The sequence below is a fragment of the Bacillus australimaris genome, assembly GCF_001307105.1.
GTDB lineage: Bacteria > Bacillota > Bacilli > Bacillales > Bacillaceae > Bacillus > Bacillus australimaris.
On the sequence record NZ_LGYN01000026.1, the window covers coordinates 266979 to 289896 of the forward strand.

A 22918-nucleotide genomic window follows, 5' to 3' on the forward strand; every position below is an offset into this window, starting at 1 on the left:
AATCCCCCTCTTATCTCCCATTTGCCCCTTTTCATTTAGATGTCTATCTTAACGATCCTTTAAACAGACTGTGTCTGACAGATGACGATTTCTCGGTTGTAGAGACATATTCGGGAGCTCTTAACAAAACTTCTCATACCCTCTTCAAATATTTGCTCTAGACGTTACTCGATTTTAAGACCTTTTAAATACTCGTAAAGTGCATCTGCTTCTGAGTCATTTAATTTAGGGTACGTTCCTGTCATCTTATTCCCTGGTTTAAAGCTTTCTGGATCTTTCAGCCATGCTTTCACATTTTCTTTATTCATGTCTTTAATTCCAGCTACTTTCGTTCGCTCTCCGAAGGTCGCAAGGTTTGGTGCTGTCCTTGCCGCTTCCGGCCGTTCATCGCCAGGCTCTACTGCGTGACAGCTCAAGCAGTTTTTCTCTTTAAATAATTTTTCACCCTCTAAGGCAAGATCTTTTGTGGTTGCAGGCTTCTTGTAATCAGCCATTTTTTTCGTCCACCCTAAGAACTCATCTTGAGAAAGCGTTTTAACTTTAAAGTCCATTAAAGCATGTGATGGCCCGCAAAGCTCTGCACATTTCCCGTAGAAATAATCCCCTGCATCTTTCGTTCGTTTCGAGTCAAAAGTTAAATAAAATTTGTTCTCATTATCTGTGTTTGTATCAATTTTACCGCCAGCCGATGGAACCCAGAAGGAGTGTTTAACATCGGATGCTTTCAGCTTAAAATACACCTTTTGATCTGTTGGTACGATCAATTCCTGACTTGTGACAATCCCATAATCAGGGTATTCAAATTCCCACCAATATAAGCTGGCTCTTACATTAACAACAAGTGTCTTTTCAGGATCTCGTTTTTTCTTATCCATAGCGCTTGTATCCCCTAATTCAAGCGTGTATGCCACAACAGGTACAACGAGAATAATGAGTAGAAGAATCGGAATCGCTGTCCACGTAATTTCAAGGTTGCGGTTTCCCTCCACCTGCTTTGGAATCGTATCTTCTCCCACTTTAGAACGTTTGAATTTAATGATGACGTAAAAGAAAATGATCGATACAACAATGACGACAAGAACCATAATGAGTGTACTCAGCACCGTTAGGAAAAATTGTTTATCTGCTACTTCCCCAACTGGCTTGAGTGTTGATAAGTATGGTTCACCACAGCCCGCCAAAACGAGCGTCAGTAAGAGAAACAGTGAATAAACACGCCATTTTCTTATCATAATTTATCCCAACCCCTTTTGCTTGATCTCCTTTGCCTTTCGCTTTTTACCTCTTATTTATAAAAACACTTCTTACCCATCAATAACCCCCGCCTCTTATAAAAGCACTTACATTTCCTCTTTTCATAAAAAAATGATGTTTTTACTCAAAATACCATCTATGTATAAACAGAAAGCCGCCTAAATAGAACTGAATATCAGGCGGCTTTCATAGTTGTTAGAAAATGTTGTGTTATAAGATATAGCCATTGTTTGATGTGATCAAAGTGTATTTCACTCTAGAATAGTGTAATAATAATCATTGCTACGAAAAAGATGGTTAAGTAATTTAATGAATAAACGAACATGAGTGTTGACCACTTCATAACGTCTTTCATTTTAAAGCCCATCAGGCCAATAACGAGCCATCCTATATTAAGCAATGTGCCAAGTGCGACAATCGGCCATCCTAATCCACCTAAGAAAAATGGAAGTGGAAGAAGACATGCTGTCCAAATAATGATTTGGCGCTTAGTCACTTCAAAGCCGTAAACGACTGGCAGCATCGGAATGCCTGCCTTGCGGTAATCTTCTGTTTTTCTAATTGCAAGTGACAGGAAGTGCGGGATTTGCCAAATGAACATAATCATAAACAAAACCCAAGCCGTTGTGTCGATTGTACCTGTAACAGCTGTCCAGCCGATTAATGGCGGAACCGCACCAGATACACTTCCAATGACTGTATTGATGGTGTAATGACGTTTAGACCACATGGTGTAAAGAACCGCATAAGTAAAGACTCCAATAAATCCAATTACTGCTGATGTAATGGTTGTCATCAGAAGCATAATGAGTCCTAATACAACAAGCAAAATGCCAAATGCATACGCTTGCCCCGGCTGAATTTTACCCGTAACCGTCGGTCTTGTTTTTGTTCTTTCCATTAATATATCAATATCACGGTCAAACGCATTATTAATGGCGCATGAACCGGCAATAATAAGAGAAGAACCAATCATTGTTAACAGCACAATATCAAGATTTCCAAGGAAACTCATACCTGTAAAATAAAAAGCAAGCCACATTCCAGTAAATGTCGTAATGAAATTGGAATTGACGATGCCCATTTTAATGAGAGCAAGAAAATCTTTCCAAGCTGTTGTTTCTTCTATTTGTCCATGAATAGCTGCTTCCGCGGCTGTTTTGGAATTTGCCAATGTGTATAACCTCCCTTGCCCAAACCTTCAAACGAACGAATGACACGTAAAATCATTACAACTCTATCATACAAGATAAACAGCTGTAAAAAAACATCCTATTAAATAATAAACGACAAACTTGAAGTTATTTGTGAACGTTTCGTGAATTTATTAGGATGTATGTGTGTTTCAGAAGGTCGTGCAAAATGAAATATTCTCTCCTCTATTTCTATCAGACTGTCACAGAAAGATCAAGCACTCTAAATCTGTAAACTTTGTGAACTAACATATCATTTTTTTGTGAATTTTGGTCATTATAATTGCAACAGAACACGCATTTGGCTTAAACTTGAGAGCATGTGAGGCTTTCATTTAGATCAGAAGTTTTTTAGAGAAGGTGAAATAATTTGATGAAATTTGCTTTAAGGCTGTTAAGCGTCATCACAACGTTTGTGATGCTGATCGTTTTGATTGGCGGTGCGCTTGTTACGAAAACCGGATCGGGTCTTGGCTGCGGAAGACAGTGGCCCCTATGCCACGGTCGTTTCTTCCCTGAAATGAACCCTGCTTCCATCATCGAATGGAGTCACCGCATGTCAACAGGGATTTCCACTATTCTTGTTCTGGCACTGGCGGTCTTATGCTGGAAAAAAATTAGTCCAGTATTCCGTGAAACCAAATTTTTGGTCATCATGTCCATTATATTTTTACTGCTTCAAGCGCTGTTAGGAGCTCTTGCCGTTGTATTTGGTTCTAACGCACTTGTGATGGCACTGCACTTCGGTATTTCACTCATTTCTTTCGCTTCAGTGTTACTGCTTGCTCTTCTTGTATTTGAAGCAACCAGATCTGAAACAAAGCTTGTGAAGCCACTCCATATCGGTAAAAGAATGCAGTTTCATATTTATGGGTTGATTACGTATACGTATATCGTGGTGTATACAGGTGCTTATGTGAGACATACAAAATCAAGTCTTGCTTGCTCTGTCTTCCCGTTTTGTTCAAAAGACGGTGCACTTCCAACGTATTTTAATCAGTGGGTTCAAATGTCTCACCGAGCAGCAGCACTGCTTTTATTCGTCTGGATATTTGTCGCCATGTTCCATGCCATGAAACATTATAAAGAACAGAAGCAGCTGTATTATGGGTGGATCATTTCAGCCATTCTGATTACACTTCAAGCCATTTCAGGTGTGATGTCTGTTTATTCTCAGCTTGCACTTGGTTACGCGCTGGCTCATTCATTCTTTATTTCTTGTTTGTTTGGGGTACTATGCTACTTCTGCTTACTCATTGCCCGGTTTAAATACGAAAGCAAAGAGCCATTTAGATAAGAATTTGACTCCCCCTTCCTAATGGAAAGGGGGATTTCTTTTATTGTTGTTTTGCTTCTTCAAATAACGAAATCGCTAAATTGCGTCTTTCTTGATGGTCTACGGTAGGCAGTGGGTATGTATCCCCTAACACACACCCGGATTTCAGCTGTTCATCTATTGGCATTTTACTTGGTTCATGAATCCATTTTTCATCGATATGCTTTAGCTCTGGTACATATCTTCTTATATATTCCCCGCTAGGATCAAATCGCTTCGACTGGGTTGTGGGGTTAAAAATACGGAAATACGGCACGGCATCTGTCCCGACAGAGGCCGCCCACTGAAATCCCCCGATATTCGAAGCCTCATCATAATCTACAAGCTTTTTCGCAAAATACGCCTCTCCCTTTCTCCAATCAATCAAATAATCCTTTGTTAAAAATGAGGCGGTAACCATTCTTAGACGGTTATGCATCCATCCTTCTTCATTTAACTGCCTCATTCCGGCGTCAACGAGCGGAAAGCCTGTCTCTCCTTTACACCAAGCGTCAAAAAGCGCTTCATCTTCATTCCATTTCATCCCTTGAAACGCCAAATTGATTTCTTTATCTTTCATCTCAGGATAATGCGCATATATCATATGGTAAAAATCACGCCACGCCAGTTCTTTGACAAAGGTTTCCCTGCCTTCATCTTCATAAAGCTCCTCCTCATGTAGCGCATGAAAAACTGTTCGGATAGAGATTGTTCCAGTCTTTAAGAAACGTGACAGTTTGCTCGTGCCAAAGACTGATGGAATATCCCGTTTCTCCTGGTAGCGTGTGAGTCTTTCTTGAATAAAGGTGTGTAAAGTGCTCATCGCTTTGGATGAGCCAATTTGATCAAATTTCCTTGAGCATCTCTTTATGATCTCTCTTAGTTTTTCATCTCCAAGTTCAGAAAGCGACTCATCACAAATGTTATGTTTGCTGTTCATAAATGATCTGTCAACTTTTATGACAGGCTGCTTCTCCTGTTTACGCCATGATTGATAGTATGGAGTAAACACTTGATAATGAGAACCGTCCGCTTTTAAAATATCTTGCGCCCCGTGAAGGTGTGTATCTTGCCACTTTGACACATGAATGCCCTTCTTTTCTAAAAATTTGGTTACGCGACGGTCACGCCTTTGACCAATTCCCACTTGATCTTCATTAAAAAAGACAGCCTTGATGTCATACACATTGATGATTTGCTGAAAGGCACGAAGCACATCATCATGGAAAAGATGAACATACAATTGAGCTTCTCTTGCTTTCTTGACGAAATGCGCCAGGTTTTGAAAGAAATGTTCGTTATTTAAATCCAGGTCCATTTCAGTAAAAAATGGATCTAGATGATAAAGAGCAAATAATTTGTACTCGTGTTTTTTTGCATATGTGACCGCCTTTGATAAGGCGATATGATCATCTAATCGCATATCCCGGCGAAACCAAATCACAACAATTTCCAACGTTCTTCACCTCACTCTATAGTGTAATCACTCCCGCAGGCTGCTGCACATTTTAATGCGCTCAAAAAAAAGACACATCACGATGGATGTGTCTCACTTATCACTTATTATTCAGGCTTTAAGACGATGAGCAGATCACCAGTTTGAATCGCTTCCCCACTCGTCACATGAATTTCTTCTACAACTGCAGAGAATGGTGCTTGTACAGTCGTTTCCATTTTCATGGCTTCATTGATCATTAAATGCTCACCTTGCGAAATTTTCTGCCCTTTTTCCACGAGCACTTTAATAACAGTACCTGGCATTGATGCGGCAATGTGATTTGGATTCGAGCGGTCCGCCTTCATTTTTTCTTGAACAGAGGATTTGATGCTTTCATCCTTAATCACCACTTCACGCGGCTGGCCATTTAGCTCAAAGTATAGAACTCTAGTGGCATCTGGATTCGGTTCTCCAATAGATACGAGTTTGACAATAAGGGTTTTCCCTTTCTCGATTTCTACCTCGATCTCTTCACCAAGTCTCATCCCGTAGAAGAACGTTGGTGTATCAAGAACAGAAATATCACCATAGCTTTCTGCTGTTTGGACAAATTCAGAAAAGACTTTTGGATATAAGGCATACGCAATCGCGTCTTGCTCTGTTAACGTCAGATCATGAGATTCTTTGAACTGCTGCTTAATATCTTCAAAGTTCACCGGTTCCAGCTTCTCACCAGGTCTGACAGTAAGTGGCTCTTCCCCTTTTAAAATCAGCTTTTGCAGCTTTTCTGGGAATCCGCCATGCGGCTGGCCTAAATAGCCTTTAAATAATTCCACAACAGAATCTGGGAAGTCTAGTGTTGCTCCTTTTTCATAGACATCTTCTTCTGTTAGATCATTTTGCACCATATAAAGTGCCATATCTCCAACCACTTTAGATGATGGTGTCACCTTTACAATATCACCAAACATGTCATTCACACGTCTGTACATTTCTTTTACTTCATTCCAGCGCTCGCTAAGACCGACACCTTTCGCCTGCTGCTGCAAGTTACTATATTGACCGCCAGGCATTTCATGCTCATAAATTTCTGTATGAGGCGAATTCATGCCGCTTTCGAACTCATGGTAGTATTTTCTGACGGAATCCCAGTATTGAGAAAGGCGTTCCACAGATTGGACATTCATGTCCGGCTTTCTTTCATGCCCGTCTAAAGCGTAGTATAGTGAACTTGCACTTGGCTGCGATGTGAGCCCTGCCATAGAGCTGACAGCAACATCCACAATATCAACGCCTGCATCAATCGCTCTAGCATAGGTGAACAGCCCGTTTCCACTCGTGTCATGCGTATGAAGATGGATAGGAATCGTAAGCTCATCTTTTAAAGCAGATACTAGTTCGTAAGCTGCCTGTGGTTTTAATAACCCCGCCATATCTTTAATACCTAAAATATGTGCACCCGCAGATTCAAGTTCCTTCGCAAGAGAGACATAGTATTGAAGATCATATTTTGGACGAGATGGATCAAGAATATCTCCTGTATAACAAATAGCCGCCTCGGCCACTTTGCCTGATTCACGAACGGAATCAATGGCAAGCGTCATGCCTTTAACCCAGTTTAAGCTATCGAAAATACGGAACACGTCAATGCCTGCCTCAGCTGATTCCTTTACAAATGCTTTAATCACATTATCCGCATAGTTTGTATATCCAACTGCATTTGATGATCTTAATAGCATTTGGAACAACGTATTTGGCACTTCTTGACGAAGCTCTTTCAATCGTTCCCAAGGATCTTCTTTTAAGAATCGGTACGCCACATCAAATGTAGCACCGCCCCACATCTCCATACTAAACAGCTCTGGCCATAAACCTGCTGTCGGCTGGGCAACTTTCTTTAAATCATTTGTTCTGAAACGTGTCGCAAGCAGAGACTGATGCGCATCTCTAAAGGTTGTATCTGTTAAAAGCACACTGCTTTGTTCTTTTACCCAATTGGTAAGCCCCTCTGGCCCATGCGTGTCTAACAATTGTTTTGTGCCGGATGGAATCTCTTGATGAATAGGCAGCTTCGGTACGTTCGGCTTGTCAAAATGAGGCTTCTTTTTCTCCGCAATACCAGGGAACCCATTAATGGTAACGTTACCAATATAAGTAAGCATTTTCGTTCCGCGGTCTTTTTGCTTAGGGAAATTAAATAGCTCTGGCGTTGAATCGATAAACGACGTATCGTATTCCCCTTTTAAAAACTTCTCATGCTTTGCCACGTTTTCAAGAAACGGGATGTTTGTTTTAATCCCGCGAATCCTGAATTCTTGTAAATTCCGGACCATTTTAGCAGCCGCTTGATCAAATGTGAGCGCCCATGTAGACAGCTTGACCAATAGTGAATCGTAATAAGGTGTAATAACAGCACCTTGGAAACTGTTCCCTGTATCAAGGCGTACACCAAATCCCCCACCAGAGCGGTAGGCCATAATTTTTCCTGTGTCTGGCATAAAGTCATTCAAAGGATCTTCTGTTGTTACCCTTGATTGAATGGCAAAGCCATGTGTAAAGATATCTTCTTGTTTTGGTATACCGACTTCCTTGCTGTGAAGGTTATGACCCTTCGCGACAAGAATCTGGGTTTGGACGATATCGACACCTGTGATCATTTCTGTGATCGTGTGTTCTACCTGAACCCTTGGATTGACTTCAATAAAATAAAACTCACCATTCGCTACAAGAAATTCGACAGTCCCAGCATTGATATACGATACATTCTGAGCCAGCTGAACAGCCGCTTCGCAAATGTCTTCTCGCAATTGATCTGTCAGAGACACACTCGGTGCCACTTCAATTACCTTTTGGTGACGCCTCTGAACAGAACAGTCACGCTCATATAAATGAATGATATTGCCGTGATTGTCACCAATCACCTGCACTTCAATATGCTTCGGATTTTCAATCAGTTTTTCAACGTATACTTCGTCATTTCCAAAAGCAGCTTTTGCCTCTGACTTCGCACGGTCATAGGCTTCCTTCAGCTCCTCTTTCGATCTGACAATCCGCATACCTCGGCCGCCGCCGCCAAGTGAAGCTTTAATAATAAACGGGTAACCGTATTCTTCACCGAATTTTTCGACTTCTCTGACCGAATCAACGGGTCCGTCACTTCCTGGAATGACTGGAATCCCAGCTTTTTTCGCTTCATCTCTCGCTTTTACTTTATCTCCAAACATATCTAAATGCTGGGAAGTTGGACCGATAAATTGAATGCCTTCCTCTTCGCATCGTCTTGCAAAATGAATGTTTTCGGATAAAAATCCGTAGCCTGGATGAATCGCATCCACGTCATTTCGTTTTGCAATTTCGATGATCCCCTCGATATCAAGGTAGGCATCAATCGGTTTTTTCCCTTCTCCAACTAGATATGCTTCATCTGCTTTATAGCGATGATATGAGCCCGAGTCTTCTTTGGAATAAATGGCCACTGTCCGTAAATTGAGCTCCGTACAGGCCCTGAAGACTCTGATAGCAATTTCCCCTCTGTTTGCAACTAGAACCTTTTGAATTGTTCTCTGTGACATTCTCACTCCTCCATATCCCTTAAAATTTTATATGTACTCTATAATAAAGGAAGAAATGAAAACTGTACACTTTTGTTTTCTAAAGATTCAAAGTTTTCTGCAATCCATTTTTTTGAACCGATGGTTTGCTGATTGATTTTTTCTTTTTGTAACGCTCTTTATATTCAGTAAACATGCTGATATTCAGCAACATTCCCATACAGATGCTAAGTAAAATGATGGACGATCCCCCGTAGCTGATAAACGGAAGTGTCACCCCAGTGATCGGAATAAGACCTGAAACACCGCCTAAATTAATACAAGTTTGGATCGCAATCATGGACGAAATTCCTATTGCAAGCAAACTTCCAAATGGATCTTCACACTTTCTCGCAATATAAAAACCTTTCACCACAATAAAGCCAAGGAGAGCGAGAACGAAAAACACACCGAAAAAGCCAAGCTCTTCTGAGATAATCGCCATGATAAAGTCTGTATGCGGTTCTGGAAGATATCCGTACTTTTGAACGCTCTCCCCTAGACCGAGTCCAAAAAAGCCGCCTGATCCAATCGCATAATATGAATTGATCAATTGATGCCCAGTAGCTCCTGCATCTTTAAATGGATCTTGGAAACTCTCAAAACGTCCAAGACGATTTTTCGTGAAAATTTTATCCCAAAAAAGAATAATAAACGGGGTCACTACAACCATCACTACACTAAATAGCGCCAGCAGTTTTGCAAGCGTTTTGCCGCTGAAACCTGAGCATAAAATCATCGCAAGGGCAATCATGCCAATAATGAATGCTGTCCCATAGTCTGGCTGCAATATAATAAATCCACACAGAATAGAGACAATCACGATTGGAGGTGTGACACCTCTTAAAATATGATCAATATAATGCTGCTTTTTTGCATACACCGCAGCAAGATAGATAATGACAACAATTTTCACAAATTCGGCTGGCTGAAGACTAAACGGGCCTAATTTGATCCAGCTTCTTGCGTTCCCTGCAATATGACCGCCAAAGTACACATAGATCAGGGAAAAAACTGCAAGCAGCAGCATACCAATCTGGAATTTCTTATTTGAAAACAGCTGATATGGAACTAGTGCTGTAAAGATCAAAATGACGGCTCCAACAATCATAAATAAAAGCTGTTTCTTAAAGAAATTATCTGGCGCGGCATCGTATCTGATAACAGATGTAATCATACTTGAGCTATACACCATGACCAAACCGAATGCGCTGATTAAAATAATGGCGAACAATAATGAGTAGTCATACGATTTTAGCATTCTCTTTAACATATAATCCTCTTCCTAACGTCTGTTTCTACTGCTTGATATCCTCTTAGCTGTTCTTATTCTACTACATTTTCTCCGTTTGATCCCGTTTTACCTCTTTTATATTGTTCGTCATTCATGAAAGAATCAAGTCCGTTCATTCTTCAAAAAAGAGAGGACAAAAAAACTCAAACTTATGTTGTAGAAGTTTGAGTTTTCAATCGTTATTTTTTTGTGAACGCATCATGAAGTGCGGAAAGCTCTCTCTCAAGTTTATCGAGCAGTTTCTTGCCTTCATGTTGATCAACTAATCCAAGCCGGACAGCGAAATCAATTTCTCTCGATAATCCGAACATTTGAGTATCTAAAACCTCTTCATAAAGAGGACATTGCGGCATCGTTAAGTTGTCCATTTGCACTTGGATCAATTTTAAAATTTTATCTGCATCCAATTTTAATAAAGCCAGTGCTTTTTGCCGATGATCGACTAAAATTTCTGACGCCAAAAGTATCCCTCCGTTCCCCAGGCGAGTACCTAATTCTTCTATTTATCATAAAGCGAAACGCCCAAAATTGCAAGCAGATTTGTACAGTTCGCTTTGTAAAAATAAAAAGAAGCCATCCATCATTAAAAGATACTCATCTCATATTTTTCACTCATGAGCTCAAGCAGCTTAATCCCAGCAATACTGTTCCCTTTTTCATCCAGAGCAGGACCAAAAATGCCAATCCCAAAATCATAAGGTGCCGCTCCCATAATTCCGCCTGAAACACCGCTTTTAGCAGGGATGCCAATATTAATGGCAAATTCTCCGCTTGCATTGTACATTCCGCACGTCACCATAAAGGTTTTACAAATTCTAGCGACATCTTTTGAGAGAATTTGCTGCCCCGTTTCTGGATGTCTGCCGTCTAATGAGAACACACAAGCAATTTTCGCCAAATCTAAGCTGTTCATCATGATGGCACATTGTTTCGTATATACGTCCATGACCTCTTCTACGTTCCCTTTAATAATATGATATTGCTTCATGTAATAGCACATAGCGCGGTTAATCATGGATGTCTCAAATTCTGATGCGGCTGTTTCTTTGCAGTATGTAATGCTTTTGTCATTTGCGAGCTCTCTAATAAAGCCGAGCAGACGGTTAAGTTGATCTTGCGGAGTTGCTCCTCTTATTAAGCTTGTGACTGCAAGCGCTCCTGCATTAATCATTGGATTCAGCGGCTTATTTGGACTTGCTGTTTCCAGCTTAATCATCGAATTAAACGGGTCACCTGTTGGCTCTTGTCCAACAAATTGAAAGACTTTTTTAGGCCCCTCTTCTGAAAGCACGAGCGCAAGTGCTAATACTTTTGAAATACTTTGAAGGGTAAAGCGTTTATCTACATCTCCTGCCGAGTGGCAAGTATTACTCACATGGTACACAGCCACCGATAAATCCGTCTGATCCGCTTTGGCGAGAGCGGGAATATAGGATGCTACTTTGCCATCTTTGGCCACTTTTTTTGCTTCTTCTACAAATCGCTGAAGCTCTTCATTGTCGCGACATGCCATGCCCAACATCCTCCCTATCTTTCATATAAGATTAGTGTGTACAAGGAGAAGCATGTTTATGAAAGTGACAAAGCAGACGAAAACTTCTATAATTTATGTTGGAAAGGGGTTGTCTTGAACATGAGCATCATTCAAATTAAGGGGAACGTACAGTACAAAATCACCATTGATCCAAGTGTATGGATTTTTGATGACCGCAAATTTTTAATGGATTCATTTTTTGAAAAAAGTATAGAAAGTGAAGAAAATCAGTTCGATCAGGAGCTTGACCAAGAGCGGGTAATAAGAGAAGGACAAACACTTCCACCCACTTTAAAAACAGAGAAGAAGTATGAAAAGGAAAGACTCGTTACAGGCAGCTTCGGAATGAACCTTGGTGATATGCTGAAAAATGCAGAACCGCTTGAACATGCAGACACATGCGAATTTGTCACAGAAACAGGGACAATTGCTGTTCCGCTTTCTCAGGCAATGGAAAGCATTGCACACTTCAGCCAAAATGGGAAGCCTATGACTGAAGAAGGACCAATCCACGTCTATTTCGCGGATCAGTCCAACATCACTCAACCGATAAAAGGTGTCAAAGAACTCATTATTACATAAGACGGAGGGTCTGGACTATAGCAAATCAGCCGCAAGCTGTGCAAGTCCAGACCTTTCTCCTTTGACAAGCTTGACATGTCCAGATATTTGCTGTCCTTTGAACCGCTCAATGACATACGTAAGCCCATTATTTAAGCTATCTAAATAAGGATGATCAATCTGCTCTGGATCTCCCATCAGCACAATTTTACTTCCCTCTCCGACTCGCGTTAATAATGTTTTCACCTCGTGCTTCGTTAAATTCTGCGCCTCATCAATGATAATAAATTGATCAGGAATACTTCTTCCCCGGATATAGGTTAAAGCTTCCACTTGAATCGAACCAATTCCAGCCAAAATCGCATCAAGTTCACCAGGTTTTTTTGTATTAAATAAAAACTCTAGGTTGTCATAAATCGGCTGCATCCATGGTCTGAGTTTCTCTTCCTTTTCTCCTGGCAAGTAACCTAAGTCTTTACCAACAGGAACAATAGAGCGGGCTACGATCAGTTTTTTAAACATGCCAAGATCCTCTGTCTGCATTAAGCCGGCAGCAAGGGCAAGCAATGTTTTACCGGTCCCAGCTTTTCCGATCAGCGTGACGAGCGGAATATCACGGCGCAAGAGCAGCTCTAGTGCCATCGTCTGCTGCACATTTTTCGGCCGGATTCCCCAAATATGCTCCTGATCATAAATAAGCCGTTTCACGTTCTCTGCTTTTTGATCAAGCATTCCTAAAGCAGACCCGCCTTCATTCCCCTTCATAATGACAAATTGATGAGGATTTAATGATGCACTTGTGACTTCTTTTATAGGTAATTGACTTTGCTTATAAAATGTATTCAATTGTTCCGTCGGAATATAGAGCTCGTAATAGCCGTTATCAATGTCTTCATTTTGCAGCACACGGTCACTTAAGAAGTCCTCTGCTTGAAGACCTATGGCATCTGCCTTTACCCTGACTAAGACATCCTTACTGACCAAAATAACAGGCCGGCCATGAGGCTTTGTTTCTTCCTCTAAGCTCAAATTTTTTGCGACAGCCAAAATTCGGTTATCGTTCGTTTTTTCAATAAAAATTTCTTGAAGCTCGTGGAAAGATCGATGATTCAGTTCAATACGCAGCGTCCCTTTTGACTCTAGCGTAATTTTTTCATGCAGTTTCCCTTTCGATCTCAAACCGTCGATTAAACGCGAGACGCGACGGGCGTTTTGTCCAACCTCGTCCATGTATCTCTTTTTCGAGTCTACTTCCTCTAACACAACGGCCGGAATGACGACCTCGTTGTCTTCAAATGAAAAGATTGAATTCGGATCCTGTAATAACACATTTGTGTCTAATACATAAATTTTACTCAGGTCCTTCGCCTCCTGATCGGGGTTTCATTCATCCTTGTCTTTCCCAAAACGATTGTTAAAATATATGTTTTCATGAATAAAGTTAGAAGGTTAATTCAACAATAAAATAAATCATGCAGTTTGTGAAGGAGGGAATGTAGATGCGACTATTTTTAACATTATTCATGATTCACACCATTATTTTTTTAGGCGCTTGCCAGCAGCAGGAGAAGCCAGAAGCGCTGGACAAACAAGATGGACGCCAGCACATAGTACGCGTGTCAGACTCAACGAAGAAAAACACCAAGGAAGCCCGCCCATCCACAGATGTTGCGCAGCATCTTGTCAATGTGACTGAGCACGTAGCAGATGTCAATGATGCAACGGCGATCGTCATCGGCCGCTATGCTGTCGTTGGTATTGATGTGAAAGATGATTTAGATAGAAGTAAAGTCGAAACCATTAAATATTCAGTTGCAAAAGCGCTGAGAAATGACCCTGAAGGCACCAATGCTGTTGTGGTTGCAGATCCTGATACAGTCAGCCGGTTAAAAGAAATGGGCAAAGAAATTCAAGCAGGCCGCCCTGTAAGCGGGATTATGGATGAACTAGCTGCTATTGTCGGCCGCGTCATGCCAGAGATGCCAAAAAATGAAATCGACCGTAACGAAAAGGATCCAACAAACGATCCGAATGATCAGCTCAAACAAAACGATCAAAAACAGTTAGAAAAAAATCAAAACGACCAATCAAACCATCATATGAACCAGAAGAAATAAAGAGAACGGCTTATATCTCCTGTGATATAAGCCTTTTTCTACGCTGATTTTAAGTGTCTAGAAAACATGCTATAATATATGAAATAAAGTGAGGTGAAAATGATGAGAGTGAAGTGCTCATTATGTGAAAAGCTTGAAACCATTGATGATGATACACTCGTTGCGAAACGGTTAAGAAACCGGCCGATTCATACATATATGTGCGATGACTGTCAGGAACGCATTAAAGAAAAGACAGAAGCACGCATCAAAACAGGCAGATTCTCTCTTTATCAAGATCCTGCGACGAAAGAGAAAAAGAAGAAAAAAGGAAAAAAAGAACAAAAAACATAAAAAAGACCTGACACATGTTCAGGTCTTTTTTACGTATTGACTGTTCCTTCTTTTTTCGCACGATGCAGCCGTATTTTATAAATAATCAAAATGGCAGCTGCCACGACTAGGCCTTCCGCTACAGGCAAGAAGATACCTAAAAATGTGAGAAACGTGCAGCCAAAAATCAAAAACAAATAAATCACAAGCGCTTTTAAAATCGGTAAACGTCTTGCAAAGCCGAGCTTAAAAACAATAATCGCTAAAACAAGGATGGTGCCATAAAGGAACCACATCCCTGTTTGTGGATTTTCATCGACACGAAACAGCATCGCGAAAAAGGATAGATTTTCACTTACTTCCTGATCATTCAAAAAGATTCCCTCCCCTTATCTTTCAGGGTTCTATCTTTTTAATTCTTCATGGAATTAAGATAATCCTGCTAGCTTTTTCTTCTTCGCTGCTTTCTCACGTTCGTTTTTATCTAAAATTTTCTTTCTTAGACGAATTGATTCAGGTGTAACCTCACAGTATTCGTCTTCATTCAAGTACTCAAGAGATTCCTCAAGTGACATAATACGTGGTTTTTTCATGCTAACCGTTTGATCTTTTGTCGCTGAACGTACGTTTGTTTGTTGTTTCATACGGCTTACGTTTACAACAAGGTCATTCTCACGGTTATGCTCACCAACAATCATCCCTTGGTATACTTCAGTACCCGGCTCAACGAAAATCACACCGCGTTCTTCAACACCTTGGATTCCGTAAGCAGTCGCTTTCCCTGTTTCCATTGAAACAAGTACACCTTGACGGCGTCCGCCAACTTGACCAGACTGCATTGGCTGGTAGCTGTCAAACGTATGGTTTAAAATACCAAAACCACGAGTTAATGAAAGAAATTCAGTTGTATATCCGATTAAACCACGTGATGGCACTGTAAAGATCAGGCGAACTTGGCCATTACCATTATTGATCATGTCAATCATTTCACCTTTTCTTGCGCCCATTGATTCCATGACAGAGCCAGTATGCTCTTCTGGTACATCAATTTGAACGCGCTCAACAGGCTCACATCGAACACCATCCACTTCTTTTACAATAACTTCTGGCTTCGATACTTGTAATTCAAAACCTTCACGTCTCATATTCTCAATTAAGATCGATAAGTGAAGCTCTCCGCGTCCAGAAACAACCCAAGCATCAGGTGAAGCAGTTGGATCTACACGAAGACTAACGTCTGTTTGAAGCTGCTGCTCTAAACGCTCTTCAATTTTACGTGATGTCACGTATTTTCCTTCGCGGCCTGCAAATGGACTGTTGTTTACAACAAACGTCATTTGAAGTGTCGGCTCATCAATACGAAGGATTGGCAGTGCCTCTTGGTGTTCTATCGGACAAACCGTTTCACCTACGTTAATGTCTTCCATTCCAGATACAGCAACTAGATCGCCAGCTTTCGCTTCGTCGATTTCCACGCGTTTTAACCCTTGGAAACCAAAAATCTTTGTCACACGGAATTGTTTTACACTGCCGTCGACTTTCATCAAGGCTACTTGCTGTCCTACTTGCATTGTTCCTCTGAATACGCGGCCGATTCCAATTCTTCCAACATAATCATTGTAATCAAGTAGTGCCACTTGGAATTGAAGCGGCTCTTCATGGTTATCAACTGGGCAAGGAATATGGTTAACAATGGCTTCAAATAAAGATTCCATGTTTTCATCTTGCTTGCTTGCATCGTTACTAGCTGTACCATTGATTGCTGATGCATAGACAACTGGGAATTCAAGCTGTTCTTCTGTTGCATCCAATTCAATGAACAAGTCAATCACTTCATCGACTACTTCAGCAGGACGAGCAAAGTCGCGGTCAATTTTATTGACGACAACAATTGGTGTTAAGTTTTGCTCAAGTGCTTTTTTCAGCACAAAGCGTGTTTGAGGCATACAGCCTTCATAAGCATCCACAACGAGAAGTACACCATCTACCATTTTCATGATACGCTCAACTTCACCACCGAAATCGGCGTGTCCAGGTGTATCTAAAATATTAATGCGTGTATCTTTATAATGGATCGCAGTATTTTTAGCTAAAATCGTAATACCGCGCTCTCGCTCTAAATCATTTGAATCCATGGCTCTCTCAGCGATATTTTCATTCGCACGGAAAGTACCAGCTTGATGGAGCAATTGGTCAACAAGCGTCGTTTTACCATGGTCAACGTGGGCAATAATTGCGATGTTGCGAAGGTCTTTTCGAAGTTTCACATTTTCATCTCCTAAAATAATTAGATAACTTTCATATTATATCACAATCCCCTTTAAATGCCGATCGTTTTTCTGTAAACTTATATTAACTCTAAAAAAAGGGATGGAGACAAATGAAACAAATCAAATGGCTTCTATTATTATGTGCATTACTTGCAGTTGTCAGTATGGCTTTTATTGGGGTAACTCTTGCTGAAAAAAACATACTGGGCACATGTCTAAGCATTGTGTTCGCCATGATTTTCATGGGTACAGGATTTACATTAAAAAGAAAATTAAACGTGCAATCATAAAATTGACCAAAAGCCTTTTACATTTTACATGTAGAAGGCTTTTTTTTGAGTAAAAACAAGACAAATCACCTATGAAAGCTCGCGTCACATACAAAAACATCTATTGAGAATTGACAAAAGTAAGCAATCTGAACCTCTCCATATTTCGACAAGAACTTTTATAGTTCTCCAAAATCAAACATAAAGTTACAATTTTCCTATTCTTCCACAAAGTTTCTCATGGTATGCTGTTCTTGCAACAAAATTTAACAGAAAAGGGAGAGAAAAGAAGCATGAAGAAGTTTTTGAGCAAATCGCTCAGCTCTGTTGTATTTTTCGCTTTAGCTATTATTCTTACTTTCACAACAGTAGCTCCTGGGCAAGCAAGCGCTGCAACTTTCAAAGGCATTCCTTTTGAACAGCAGCAAATCATTAAAGAATTATTGGAGAAAAACGAGCGTGTCATCAACATTCTCATCAATTCATTTGTTGAGGAAGACAACAACTTCACATTTGATGTGAAAAAAGCTGTTGAGCTCGGATTAACTGAAGAAGAAGCGGCGACTGCTGAGAAATTCTTAGATCGCACAGCTGTTCTTACAATCGTTTTCAGTGAAAGCATCACTAAAAACGAAAAAGGGAAATTGGTTTTTGATGCAGCAAAAGCTGTTGAACTTGGTCTTACAAAAGAAGAAGCAACTAAATTCGAAAAGCTTTTCAAATCAGTGATCAGAATTGCTGATCTTGCTGGTGATGCACTTGTTCTAGACAAAAAAGGAAACGTTGTGATTGATTCAAAAATCGCAAAAGGTCTTGGATTCAGTTCTACTGAATTACTTGTTTTCAACCAAATGCTTAAGAAAATTCCTCAAGAGCAATTAAAAACGATCTATGATGCCGTTCAAATTGCGAAAGAAAAATTAAGCTAAGCTCAAAAAACCCCCACCTGGTTCATCCAGATGGGGGTTTTCTATTTCAGCCAATAAAGAATGATCATCATGACGTATCCTATAACAAACACAATACTTGCTCGATAGATAGAGGATAAATCACTAAACAAATCAAACATTGATACACAATCCTTTACATAAAATTAAGGCCTCATTCGTATAGACATTCGTCCTGCCAAAAAGTTTCATTGAACATAAAAAATCACTTCATTCTCATGAAGTGATTTAGATTGTTGACAAAGGGCTAAAATGATTTATATTTTAGCCCTTTGTCTTCTTTTCAGCGTGATAGAAAACCTTTGCAGTCTAGGAAGGACGAGTACCGGAGCGGAGCGAATTGAGCATTCGTGAGCACCGGAACGCAGACCTGACACCGAATGCGAGGGTTTGTCTACACGCTGAATCACTTCATTCTCATGAAGTGATTTGGTTTATTTCTTATTTCCGCTTCCTTTTATGTAATCATGCAAGATTTTTTCGCAAATGGATCGATTTCCAGCCACGATGCTGTTTTTATCGAGGAACGTAAGGCGTTCTCCATGAATATTTGAGTAAACAGCCCCTACTTCATCTAGCAGCACACTGCCTGCTGCATAATCCCACGGCGCAAGCCTTAACGTCACATATGCATCACTTCTGCCGCTTGCTATATAAGCAAGCTCAAGGGCAGCTGAACCAATCGTTCGTGTCCCTCTCACGTCACGAACAAGACGAGCAAACGGTTTGGCGTCAAAATAAGGGCTTTCAATTGCCCATGTCGGATTAATCCCTACAATGGCTTTTTCGATCGCCACCTCTTTTAATGGCGGGAGCAGGGTATCGTTCATATAGGCTCCTTCACCTTTGATGGCATGGTAGAGCTCGTCATGAATGACGTCATAAATAAGACCGATTTTCCCAACACCATTTTCAAATATCCCGATTGAAATGGCAAAGTTGCGTTTTTGATGGACAAAGTTCATTGTGCCATCAATAGGATCAATGATCCACACAATCCCATCCAATGAAGTCACTTGTTCCCCTTGTCCCTCTTCTCCTAAAATGTGATGATCTGAAAATGTCGATTGTATTTTTTCAATAAAAAAACGTTCTGTTTCTTTATCGATATTCGTGACAAGATCATTTGGATTTGATTTTGTTTCAATTGATAGACCTTCCTGCATGGACGCTTTTATACGGCTTCCTGCTTCTTTTACCCAGAGCTTTGCAAGACGGTCAATTTCCACCCAGTTTGCCATCAGATTGTAAACCTCTTTTCTATGTAGGACCTATTTGTATTAGCATACTGATATTATGTACGTAAAAGCAAGAAAAAAGCAGCTTCATACAAAAACGAACCGATGAATTGGTTCGTTTTTACCTCACCTTGTTTTACCCTTGAAGCTGCTCCCATTCTTTTCTTAGGCGCTCAAGCTTTCGTTTGCTGCGTTCGATTTGGATGTCATCTTTATGTTCGATGGCTTCATGAAGCGTAGAAAGCTCATAATCAACCTCTAATCTCCACACAGCGATGCGATTCTTCTTCTCCTGCCTATACCCCTGCTTCACGATTTGCTTCATTGGTCAACGCCCCTTCCAGAGAATGATTCATTCCTTGTCAGTTTTCATTGATAAAAAATTCAATCGATAAGAGAAATGGTTCTTGCTTATATCGTATGAAGCGATCGCATAACCGCAACGACATTCTGAAAATTGTGTCTTTACCTATTTGTTATGTACCACAAAATTGTAGATTTTAAACGCTGCACCTCATCCTTCATAAACTTTGCTCTAACGGTGCATCTTTTTTTGAGCTTGACCTAAGCTATGATAAAATATGATCAGCGAAAAGATACAGGAGGCATAACATGAGTGAAATGCGTTTTAGAGATGAAGATTTTGAAACATTCACAGTCGATGGTTTAGATGAACGAATGACTGTATTAAAAGAAAGAGTCCGTCCAAAGCTTGAGGCACTTGGTGAACATTTTGCACCACTTCTTTCTTCTATTACAGGAGACGAAATGTTTGTGCACGTCGCAAAGCATGCTAGAAGGTCTGTCAATCCGCCAAATGATACGTGGGTTGCTTTCGCAAACAGTAAACGCGGATATAAAAAGCTCCCTCATTTTCAAATCGGGCTTTGGAAAACACATGTTTTTGTTTGGTTTGCGCTCATTTATGAATCTCCAGTAAAGGGTGAATACGGCCAGCTATTCGAAAAAGAGCTGGACACGATCCAGAAGAAAATACCACAAGAGTTTGTTTGGTCTAAAGATCATATGAAACCAGATGTCCTCCGTCACAGCGAGCTTGATTCAGAGCAGCTGAAAACACTGTTTGAACGTGTTCAAACAGTCAAGAAGGCTGAGCTCCTTTGCGGCATTCAGCTGCCAAGAGAAGAAGTCGTGCAAATGAATAATGAAGAATTCCTCTCAAAAATTGAAAATGCCTTCCGCACATTGACGTATCTATACCGTTTTACACAGAAAGAATCTGTATGAAAAAACGAGCCCCTTTAGGCTCGTTTTTTACATACGTATAATAGCTGTCTCTTCAGCCTCTCTGGCTGTTTTCACTGCATGATAAGGGGAATACCCACTTCCCTTTTCAAACGCCGCACAATGCGTTTTTTCTTCTGCTTTTGATGGCACAACCTTTTTAAATCCTTTATAAGAATTTAATAACTCCTGCTTCGCAATTCCTTTTTCATAGGCTTTTTCAACAGCCTGAAAAAACGATATCACCGCAATCTTTTCCTCTGTCGTCCAGTCGACATCCATTGGATATTGATATTCCATTTTCTTGTCCCTCACTTTAACGAATTGAACTTTTATTATAACATCTGTTCAATCAGAAACCGATTGATTTTATGCTTTACATTCCGATCAGTTCATAATATAATTCTTTTGTTTTATGCAATGAAATCTGTTGTTATTGGTACAATAATAGCAGGTATTTCGATGAAGGTGGGAAAGCAATTGTCACAACATGATACACCCTTATACACTGGACTAAAAAAACACGCTGCAACCAATCCAGTCCAATTTCACATTCCAGGCCATAAAAAAGGAGCCGGAATGGATCCTGAATTTAGAGCATTCATTGGCGATAATGCATTAAGCATTGACCTTATTAATATAGAACCTCTCGATGATTTACATTCACCTCGAGGGATGATAAAAGAAGCACAGGAACTCGCTGCTGAAGCCTTCGGTGCTGACCATACGTTTTTCTCCATTCAAGGAACAAGCGGCGCCATCATGACAATGGTGATGACGGTATGCGGACCTGGAGATAAAATCATCGTTCCGCGTAACGTCCATAAATCGATTATGTCCGGAATTGTATTTTCTGGCGCCATTCCTGTTTTTATTCACCCAGAAATTGACAAAGAGCTCGGCATCTCTCACGGGATCACACCAGACTCAGCCAAAAAGGCGCTCACTGAACACCCAGATGCGAAGGGCCTGCTTGTCATTAATCCAACGTATTTTGGCATTTCAGCGGACTTAAAAACAATCGTAGACATTGCCCATTCATTTGATGTGCCTGTCCTTGTCGATGAAGCACACGGTGTGCATATCCATTTTCACGATGAGCTGCCTCTCTCTGCCATGCAGGCTGGTGCTGATATGGCGGCAACAAGTGTTCATAAACTTGGCGGTTCCCTTACGCAAAGCTCTATTTTAAATATGAAAGAAGGGCTTGTTTCAAAAGATCGTGTGCAATCAATTTTGAGTATGCTGACGACAACGTCCACTTCGTATTTGCTCTTAGCGTCACTTGATGTCGCTAGAAAACGATTAGCGACTGAAGGAAAGACACTTGCAGATGAAGCCATTCGTTTGGCTGAATCAGCGAGAAACCGATTGAATCAAATTGACGGCATTACCTGTATTGGCAAGGAAATACTCGGTTCACCTTCTACTTACGATTATGATCCGACGAAATTAATTATCTCAATTAAAGACCTTGGCCTAAATGGACATGATGTCGAAAAATGGCTGAGAGAAAGCTATCGAATTGAAGTAGAGCTCTCAGACCTTTACAACATTTTATGTATCGTTACCCCTGGCGATACAGATGAGACAATTGATACGCTCGTGACGGCGATGAAGGAAATTGCCGTAGCCTCTACGCGTGAGTGCGGCAAACATGCGGTAACGGAAGTGCTCCTTCCTGATATTCCATCGCTAGCTATGACGCCGCGTGACGCTTTTTATGCCACTACAGAAGTGGTTCCGTTTAAAGAGGCAGCAGGCCGCATCATCGCAGAGTTTGTGATGGTGTACCCACCAGGCATTCCAATTTTTATACCAGGCGAAATTATTACAGAAGAAAATATCTCGTATATCTTTAAAAACATTGAAATTGGCCTCCCTGTCCAAGGACCAGAAGATTCTACGCTAGAAATGATCCGTGTCATTAAAGAACAAAAACCAATTTTATAAAAAAGAAACATGCAGCCCCAAATGGAGCTGCATGCTTTTTTATTTATTCAGAGGCTTCATCACAGCAATGACAGTGACCACACGTTCCGTATAGTGTTGTCACTTTTTCATTTTCAAATTGATCAATGGTTTCATTGCAATCTTGACAAATAATTGTACCCACGTACATTCCCCTTTTCTTCATTCATAGTTTGAAAGCGTTTGATCTATTTCATATCTCTATAATATGATGTCATATTTAAGTTGTCAACGGTTAATTGTATGACACATTTAATCATTTTTTATAAATATATGTTTTTTTCTCATCATATTGAGGGAACGTTTCAATTGTATTTTGCTTCATATCAATTCTGTAACAATTGAGTAACAATCGAAAATTGTCAAAAGG

22 protein-coding genes are annotated in these 22918 nt (G+C 40.4%); 8 read left to right on the plus strand and 14 right to left on the minus strand.

Annotated elements, in window-relative coordinates; all coding sequences use genetic code 11:
• Positions 1 to 164 precede the first annotated feature (164 nt).
• Both coxB and cyoE read right to left on the minus strand, forming a co-directional pair.
• Entirely contained in the window at positions 165 to 1232 is a 1068-nt protein-coding gene (gene coxB, locus AKG37_RS13015) for a cytochrome c oxidase subunit II (RefSeq protein ID WP_060699181.1), read from the minus strand.
• 278 nt (positions 1233 to 1510) lie between these two features.
• On the minus strand, positions 1511 to 2428 hold the full coding sequence (cyoE, locus tag AKG37_RS13020; RefSeq protein WP_060699182.1) for a heme o synthase: 918 nt from the start codon (positions 2426 to 2428) through the stop codon (positions 1511 to 1513).
• 392 nt (positions 2429 to 2820) lie between these two features.
• Between cyoE and AKG37_RS13025 the strand changes: the two genes are divergently transcribed.
• The gene (locus tag AKG37_RS13025; protein WP_060699183.1) at positions 2821 to 3744 is read left to right on the plus strand and encodes a COX15/CtaA family protein; all 924 of its coding nucleotides are present in this window, start codon (positions 2821 to 2823) and stop codon (positions 3742 to 3744) included.
• Between the two features lie 40 nt (positions 3745 to 3784).
• Here AKG37_RS13025 and AKG37_RS13030 read toward each other — a convergent pair whose 3' ends face one another.
• The 5 genes from AKG37_RS13030 to glsA all read right to left on the minus strand — a co-directional run bounded on the left by AKG37_RS13030 (position 3785) and on the right by glsA (position 11597).
• Complete coding sequence (locus AKG37_RS13030; RefSeq protein WP_060699184.1) at positions 3785 to 5218, minus strand: cryptochrome/photolyase family protein; 1434 nt, start codon at positions 5216 to 5218, stop codon at positions 3785 to 3787.
• A gap of 107 nt (positions 5219 to 5325) precedes the next feature.
• Positions 5326 to 8772 (minus strand): pyruvate carboxylase, encoded by a 3447-nt coding sequence (gene pyc, locus AKG37_RS13035; RefSeq protein WP_060699185.1) that lies wholly within the window; start codon positions 8770 to 8772, stop codon positions 5326 to 5328.
• A 79-nt stretch (positions 8773 to 8851) separates the two neighbouring features.
• Positions 8852 to 10063, minus strand: coding sequence for a putative lipid II flippase FtsW (gene ftsW / locus AKG37_RS13040; RefSeq protein ID WP_060699186.1), 1212 nt, complete (start codon positions 10061 to 10063; stop codon positions 8852 to 8854).
• 200 nt (positions 10064 to 10263) lie between these two features.
• Complete coding sequence (locus tag AKG37_RS13045) at positions 10264 to 10545, minus strand: Fpa/YlaN family protein (protein WP_003212509.1); 282 nt, start codon at positions 10543 to 10545, stop codon at positions 10264 to 10266.
• 122 nt (positions 10546 to 10667) lie between these two features.
• A complete protein-coding gene (gene glsA / locus AKG37_RS13050; protein WP_060699187.1) occupies positions 10668 to 11597 on the minus strand; it encodes a glutaminase A in 930 nt (309 codons plus the stop codon).
• 120 nt (positions 11598 to 11717) lie between these two features.
• Here glsA and AKG37_RS13055 point away from each other — a divergent pair, with 120 nt between their 5' ends.
• On the plus strand, positions 11718 to 12200 hold the full coding sequence (locus AKG37_RS13055) for a hypothetical protein (RefSeq protein ID WP_060699188.1): 483 nt from the start codon (positions 11718 to 11720) through the stop codon (positions 12198 to 12200).
• Between the two features lie 15 nt (positions 12201 to 12215).
• Here AKG37_RS13055 and AKG37_RS13060 read toward each other — a convergent pair whose 3' ends face one another.
• Entirely contained in the window at positions 12216 to 13538 is a 1323-nt protein-coding gene (locus AKG37_RS13060; RefSeq protein WP_060699189.1) for a PhoH family protein, read from the minus strand.
• 140 nt (positions 13539 to 13678) lie between these two features.
• Between AKG37_RS13060 and AKG37_RS13065 the strand changes: the two genes are divergently transcribed.
• Both AKG37_RS13065 and AKG37_RS13070 read left to right on the plus strand, forming a co-directional pair.
• On the plus strand, positions 13679 to 14296 hold the full coding sequence (locus tag AKG37_RS13065; RefSeq protein ID WP_060699190.1) for a YhcN/YlaJ family sporulation lipoprotein: 618 nt from the start codon (positions 13679 to 13681) through the stop codon (positions 14294 to 14296).
• Positions 14297 to 14398: 102 nt separating this feature from the next.
• A complete protein-coding gene (locus tag AKG37_RS13070; RefSeq protein ID WP_060699191.1) occupies positions 14399 to 14629 on the plus strand; it encodes a YlaI family protein in 231 nt (76 codons plus the stop codon).
• Between the two features lie 29 nt (positions 14630 to 14658).
• Here the strand turns inward: AKG37_RS13070 and AKG37_RS13075 are convergent, their stop codons facing one another.
• Positions 14659 to 14940: a YlaH-like family protein gene (locus AKG37_RS13075; RefSeq protein ID WP_048238879.1), complete on the minus strand. Its 282-nt coding sequence runs from the start codon at positions 14938 to 14940 to the stop codon at positions 14659 to 14661.
• Positions 14941 to 15036: 96 nt separating this feature from the next.
• A complete protein-coding gene (typA, locus tag AKG37_RS13080) occupies positions 15037 to 16875 on the minus strand; it encodes a translational GTPase TypA (protein ID WP_060699192.1) in 1839 nt (612 codons plus the stop codon).
• A gap of 113 nt (positions 16876 to 16988) precedes the next feature.
• Between typA and AKG37_RS13085 the strand changes: the two genes are divergently transcribed.
• On the plus strand, positions 16989 to 17168 hold the full coding sequence (locus AKG37_RS13085; protein WP_060699193.1) for a DUF5325 family protein: 180 nt from the start codon (positions 16989 to 16991) through the stop codon (positions 17166 to 17168).
• Positions 17169 to 17440: 272 nt separating this feature from the next.
• The gene (locus AKG37_RS13090; RefSeq protein WP_060699194.1) at positions 17441 to 18076 is read left to right on the plus strand and encodes a hypothetical protein; all 636 of its coding nucleotides are present in this window, start codon (positions 17441 to 17443) and stop codon (positions 18074 to 18076) included.
• Between the two features lie 452 nt (positions 18077 to 18528).
• Here the strand turns inward: AKG37_RS13090 and AKG37_RS13095 are convergent, their stop codons facing one another.
• Positions 18529 to 19335, minus strand: coding sequence for an inositol monophosphatase family protein (locus tag AKG37_RS13095; RefSeq protein WP_060699195.1), 807 nt, complete (start codon positions 19333 to 19335; stop codon positions 18529 to 18531).
• Between the two features lie 133 nt (positions 19336 to 19468).
• Positions 19469 to 19657 (minus strand): hypothetical protein, encoded by a 189-nt coding sequence (locus AKG37_RS13100; protein ID WP_039178243.1) that lies wholly within the window; start codon positions 19655 to 19657, stop codon positions 19469 to 19471.
• Between the two features lie 287 nt (positions 19658 to 19944).
• Here AKG37_RS13100 and AKG37_RS13105 point away from each other — a divergent pair, with 287 nt between their 5' ends.
• Complete coding sequence (locus tag AKG37_RS13105) at positions 19945 to 20580, plus strand: DUF1054 domain-containing protein (RefSeq protein ID WP_060699196.1); 636 nt, start codon at positions 19945 to 19947, stop codon at positions 20578 to 20580.
• A 27-nt stretch (positions 20581 to 20607) separates the two neighbouring features.
• Here AKG37_RS13105 and AKG37_RS13110 read toward each other — a convergent pair whose 3' ends face one another.
• Positions 20608 to 20877: a UPF0223 family protein gene (locus AKG37_RS13110; RefSeq protein WP_060699197.1), complete on the minus strand. Its 270-nt coding sequence runs from the start codon at positions 20875 to 20877 to the stop codon at positions 20608 to 20610.
• A 180-nt stretch (positions 20878 to 21057) separates the two neighbouring features.
• On the opposite strand from AKG37_RS13110, the gene AKG37_RS13115 reads away from it, so the two are divergent.
• Positions 21058 to 22530 (plus strand): aminotransferase class I/II-fold pyridoxal phosphate-dependent enzyme, encoded by a 1473-nt coding sequence (locus tag AKG37_RS13115; protein WP_149865094.1) that lies wholly within the window; start codon positions 21058 to 21060, stop codon positions 22528 to 22530.
• A 43-nt stretch (positions 22531 to 22573) separates the two neighbouring features.
• Here AKG37_RS13115 and AKG37_RS18595 read toward each other — a convergent pair whose 3' ends face one another.
• Positions 22574 to 22693: a GapA-binding peptide SR1P gene (locus tag AKG37_RS18595; RefSeq protein WP_003212464.1), complete on the minus strand. Its 120-nt coding sequence runs from the start codon at positions 22691 to 22693 to the stop codon at positions 22574 to 22576.
• Positions 22694 to 22918 lie beyond the last annotated feature (225 nt).

Coding starts and splice junctions, on each gene's coding strand:
- AKG37_RS13085 (WP_060699193.1), top strand. CDS start 16,989: ATGAAACAAATCAAATGGCTTCTATTATTATGTGCATTACTTGCAGTT.
- AKG37_RS13075 (WP_048238879.1), bottom strand. CDS start 14,940: ATGCTGTTTCGTGTCGATGAAAATCCACAAACAGGGATGTGGTTCCTT.
- AKG37_RS13025 (WP_060699183.1), top strand. CDS start 2,821: ATGAAATTTGCTTTAAGGCTGTTAAGCGTCATCACAACGTTTGTGATG.
- AKG37_RS13090 (WP_060699194.1), top strand. CDS start 17,441: ATGAAGAAGTTTTTGAGCAAATCGCTCAGCTCTGTTGTATTTTTCGCT.
- AKG37_RS13100 (WP_039178243.1), bottom strand. CDS start 19,657: ATGAAGCAAATCGTGAAGCAGGGGTATAGGCAGGAGAAGAAGAATCGC.
- AKG37_RS13110 (WP_060699197.1), bottom strand. CDS start 20,877: ATGGAATATCAATATCCAATGGATGTCGACTGGACGACAGAGGAAAAG.
- AKG37_RS13070 (WP_060699191.1), top strand. CDS start 14,399: ATGAGAGTGAAGTGCTCATTATGTGAAAAGCTTGAAACCATTGATGAT.
- AKG37_RS13095 (WP_060699195.1), bottom strand. CDS start 19,335: ATGGCAAACTGGGTGGAAATTGACCGTCTTGCAAAGCTCTGGGTAAAA.
- AKG37_RS13055 (WP_060699188.1), top strand. CDS start 11,718: ATGAGCATCATTCAAATTAAGGGGAACGTACAGTACAAAATCACCATT.
- coxB (WP_060699181.1), bottom strand. CDS start 1,232: ATGATAAGAAAATGGCGTGTTTATTCACTGTTTCTCTTACTGACGCTC.
- pyc (WP_060699185.1), bottom strand. CDS start 8,772: ATGTCACAGAGAACAATTCAAAAGGTTCTAGTTGCAAACAGAGGGGAA.
- AKG37_RS13065 (WP_060699190.1), top strand. CDS start 13,679: ATGCGACTATTTTTAACATTATTCATGATTCACACCATTATTTTTTTA.
- AKG37_RS13105 (WP_060699196.1), top strand. CDS start 19,945: ATGAGTGAAATGCGTTTTAGAGATGAAGATTTTGAAACATTCACAGTC.
- glsA (WP_060699187.1), bottom strand. CDS start 11,597: ATGGCATGTCGCGACAATGAAGAGCTTCAGCGATTTGTAGAAGAAGCA.
- ftsW (WP_060699186.1), bottom strand. CDS start 10,063: ATGTTAAAGAGAATGCTAAAATCGTATGACTACTCATTATTGTTCGCC.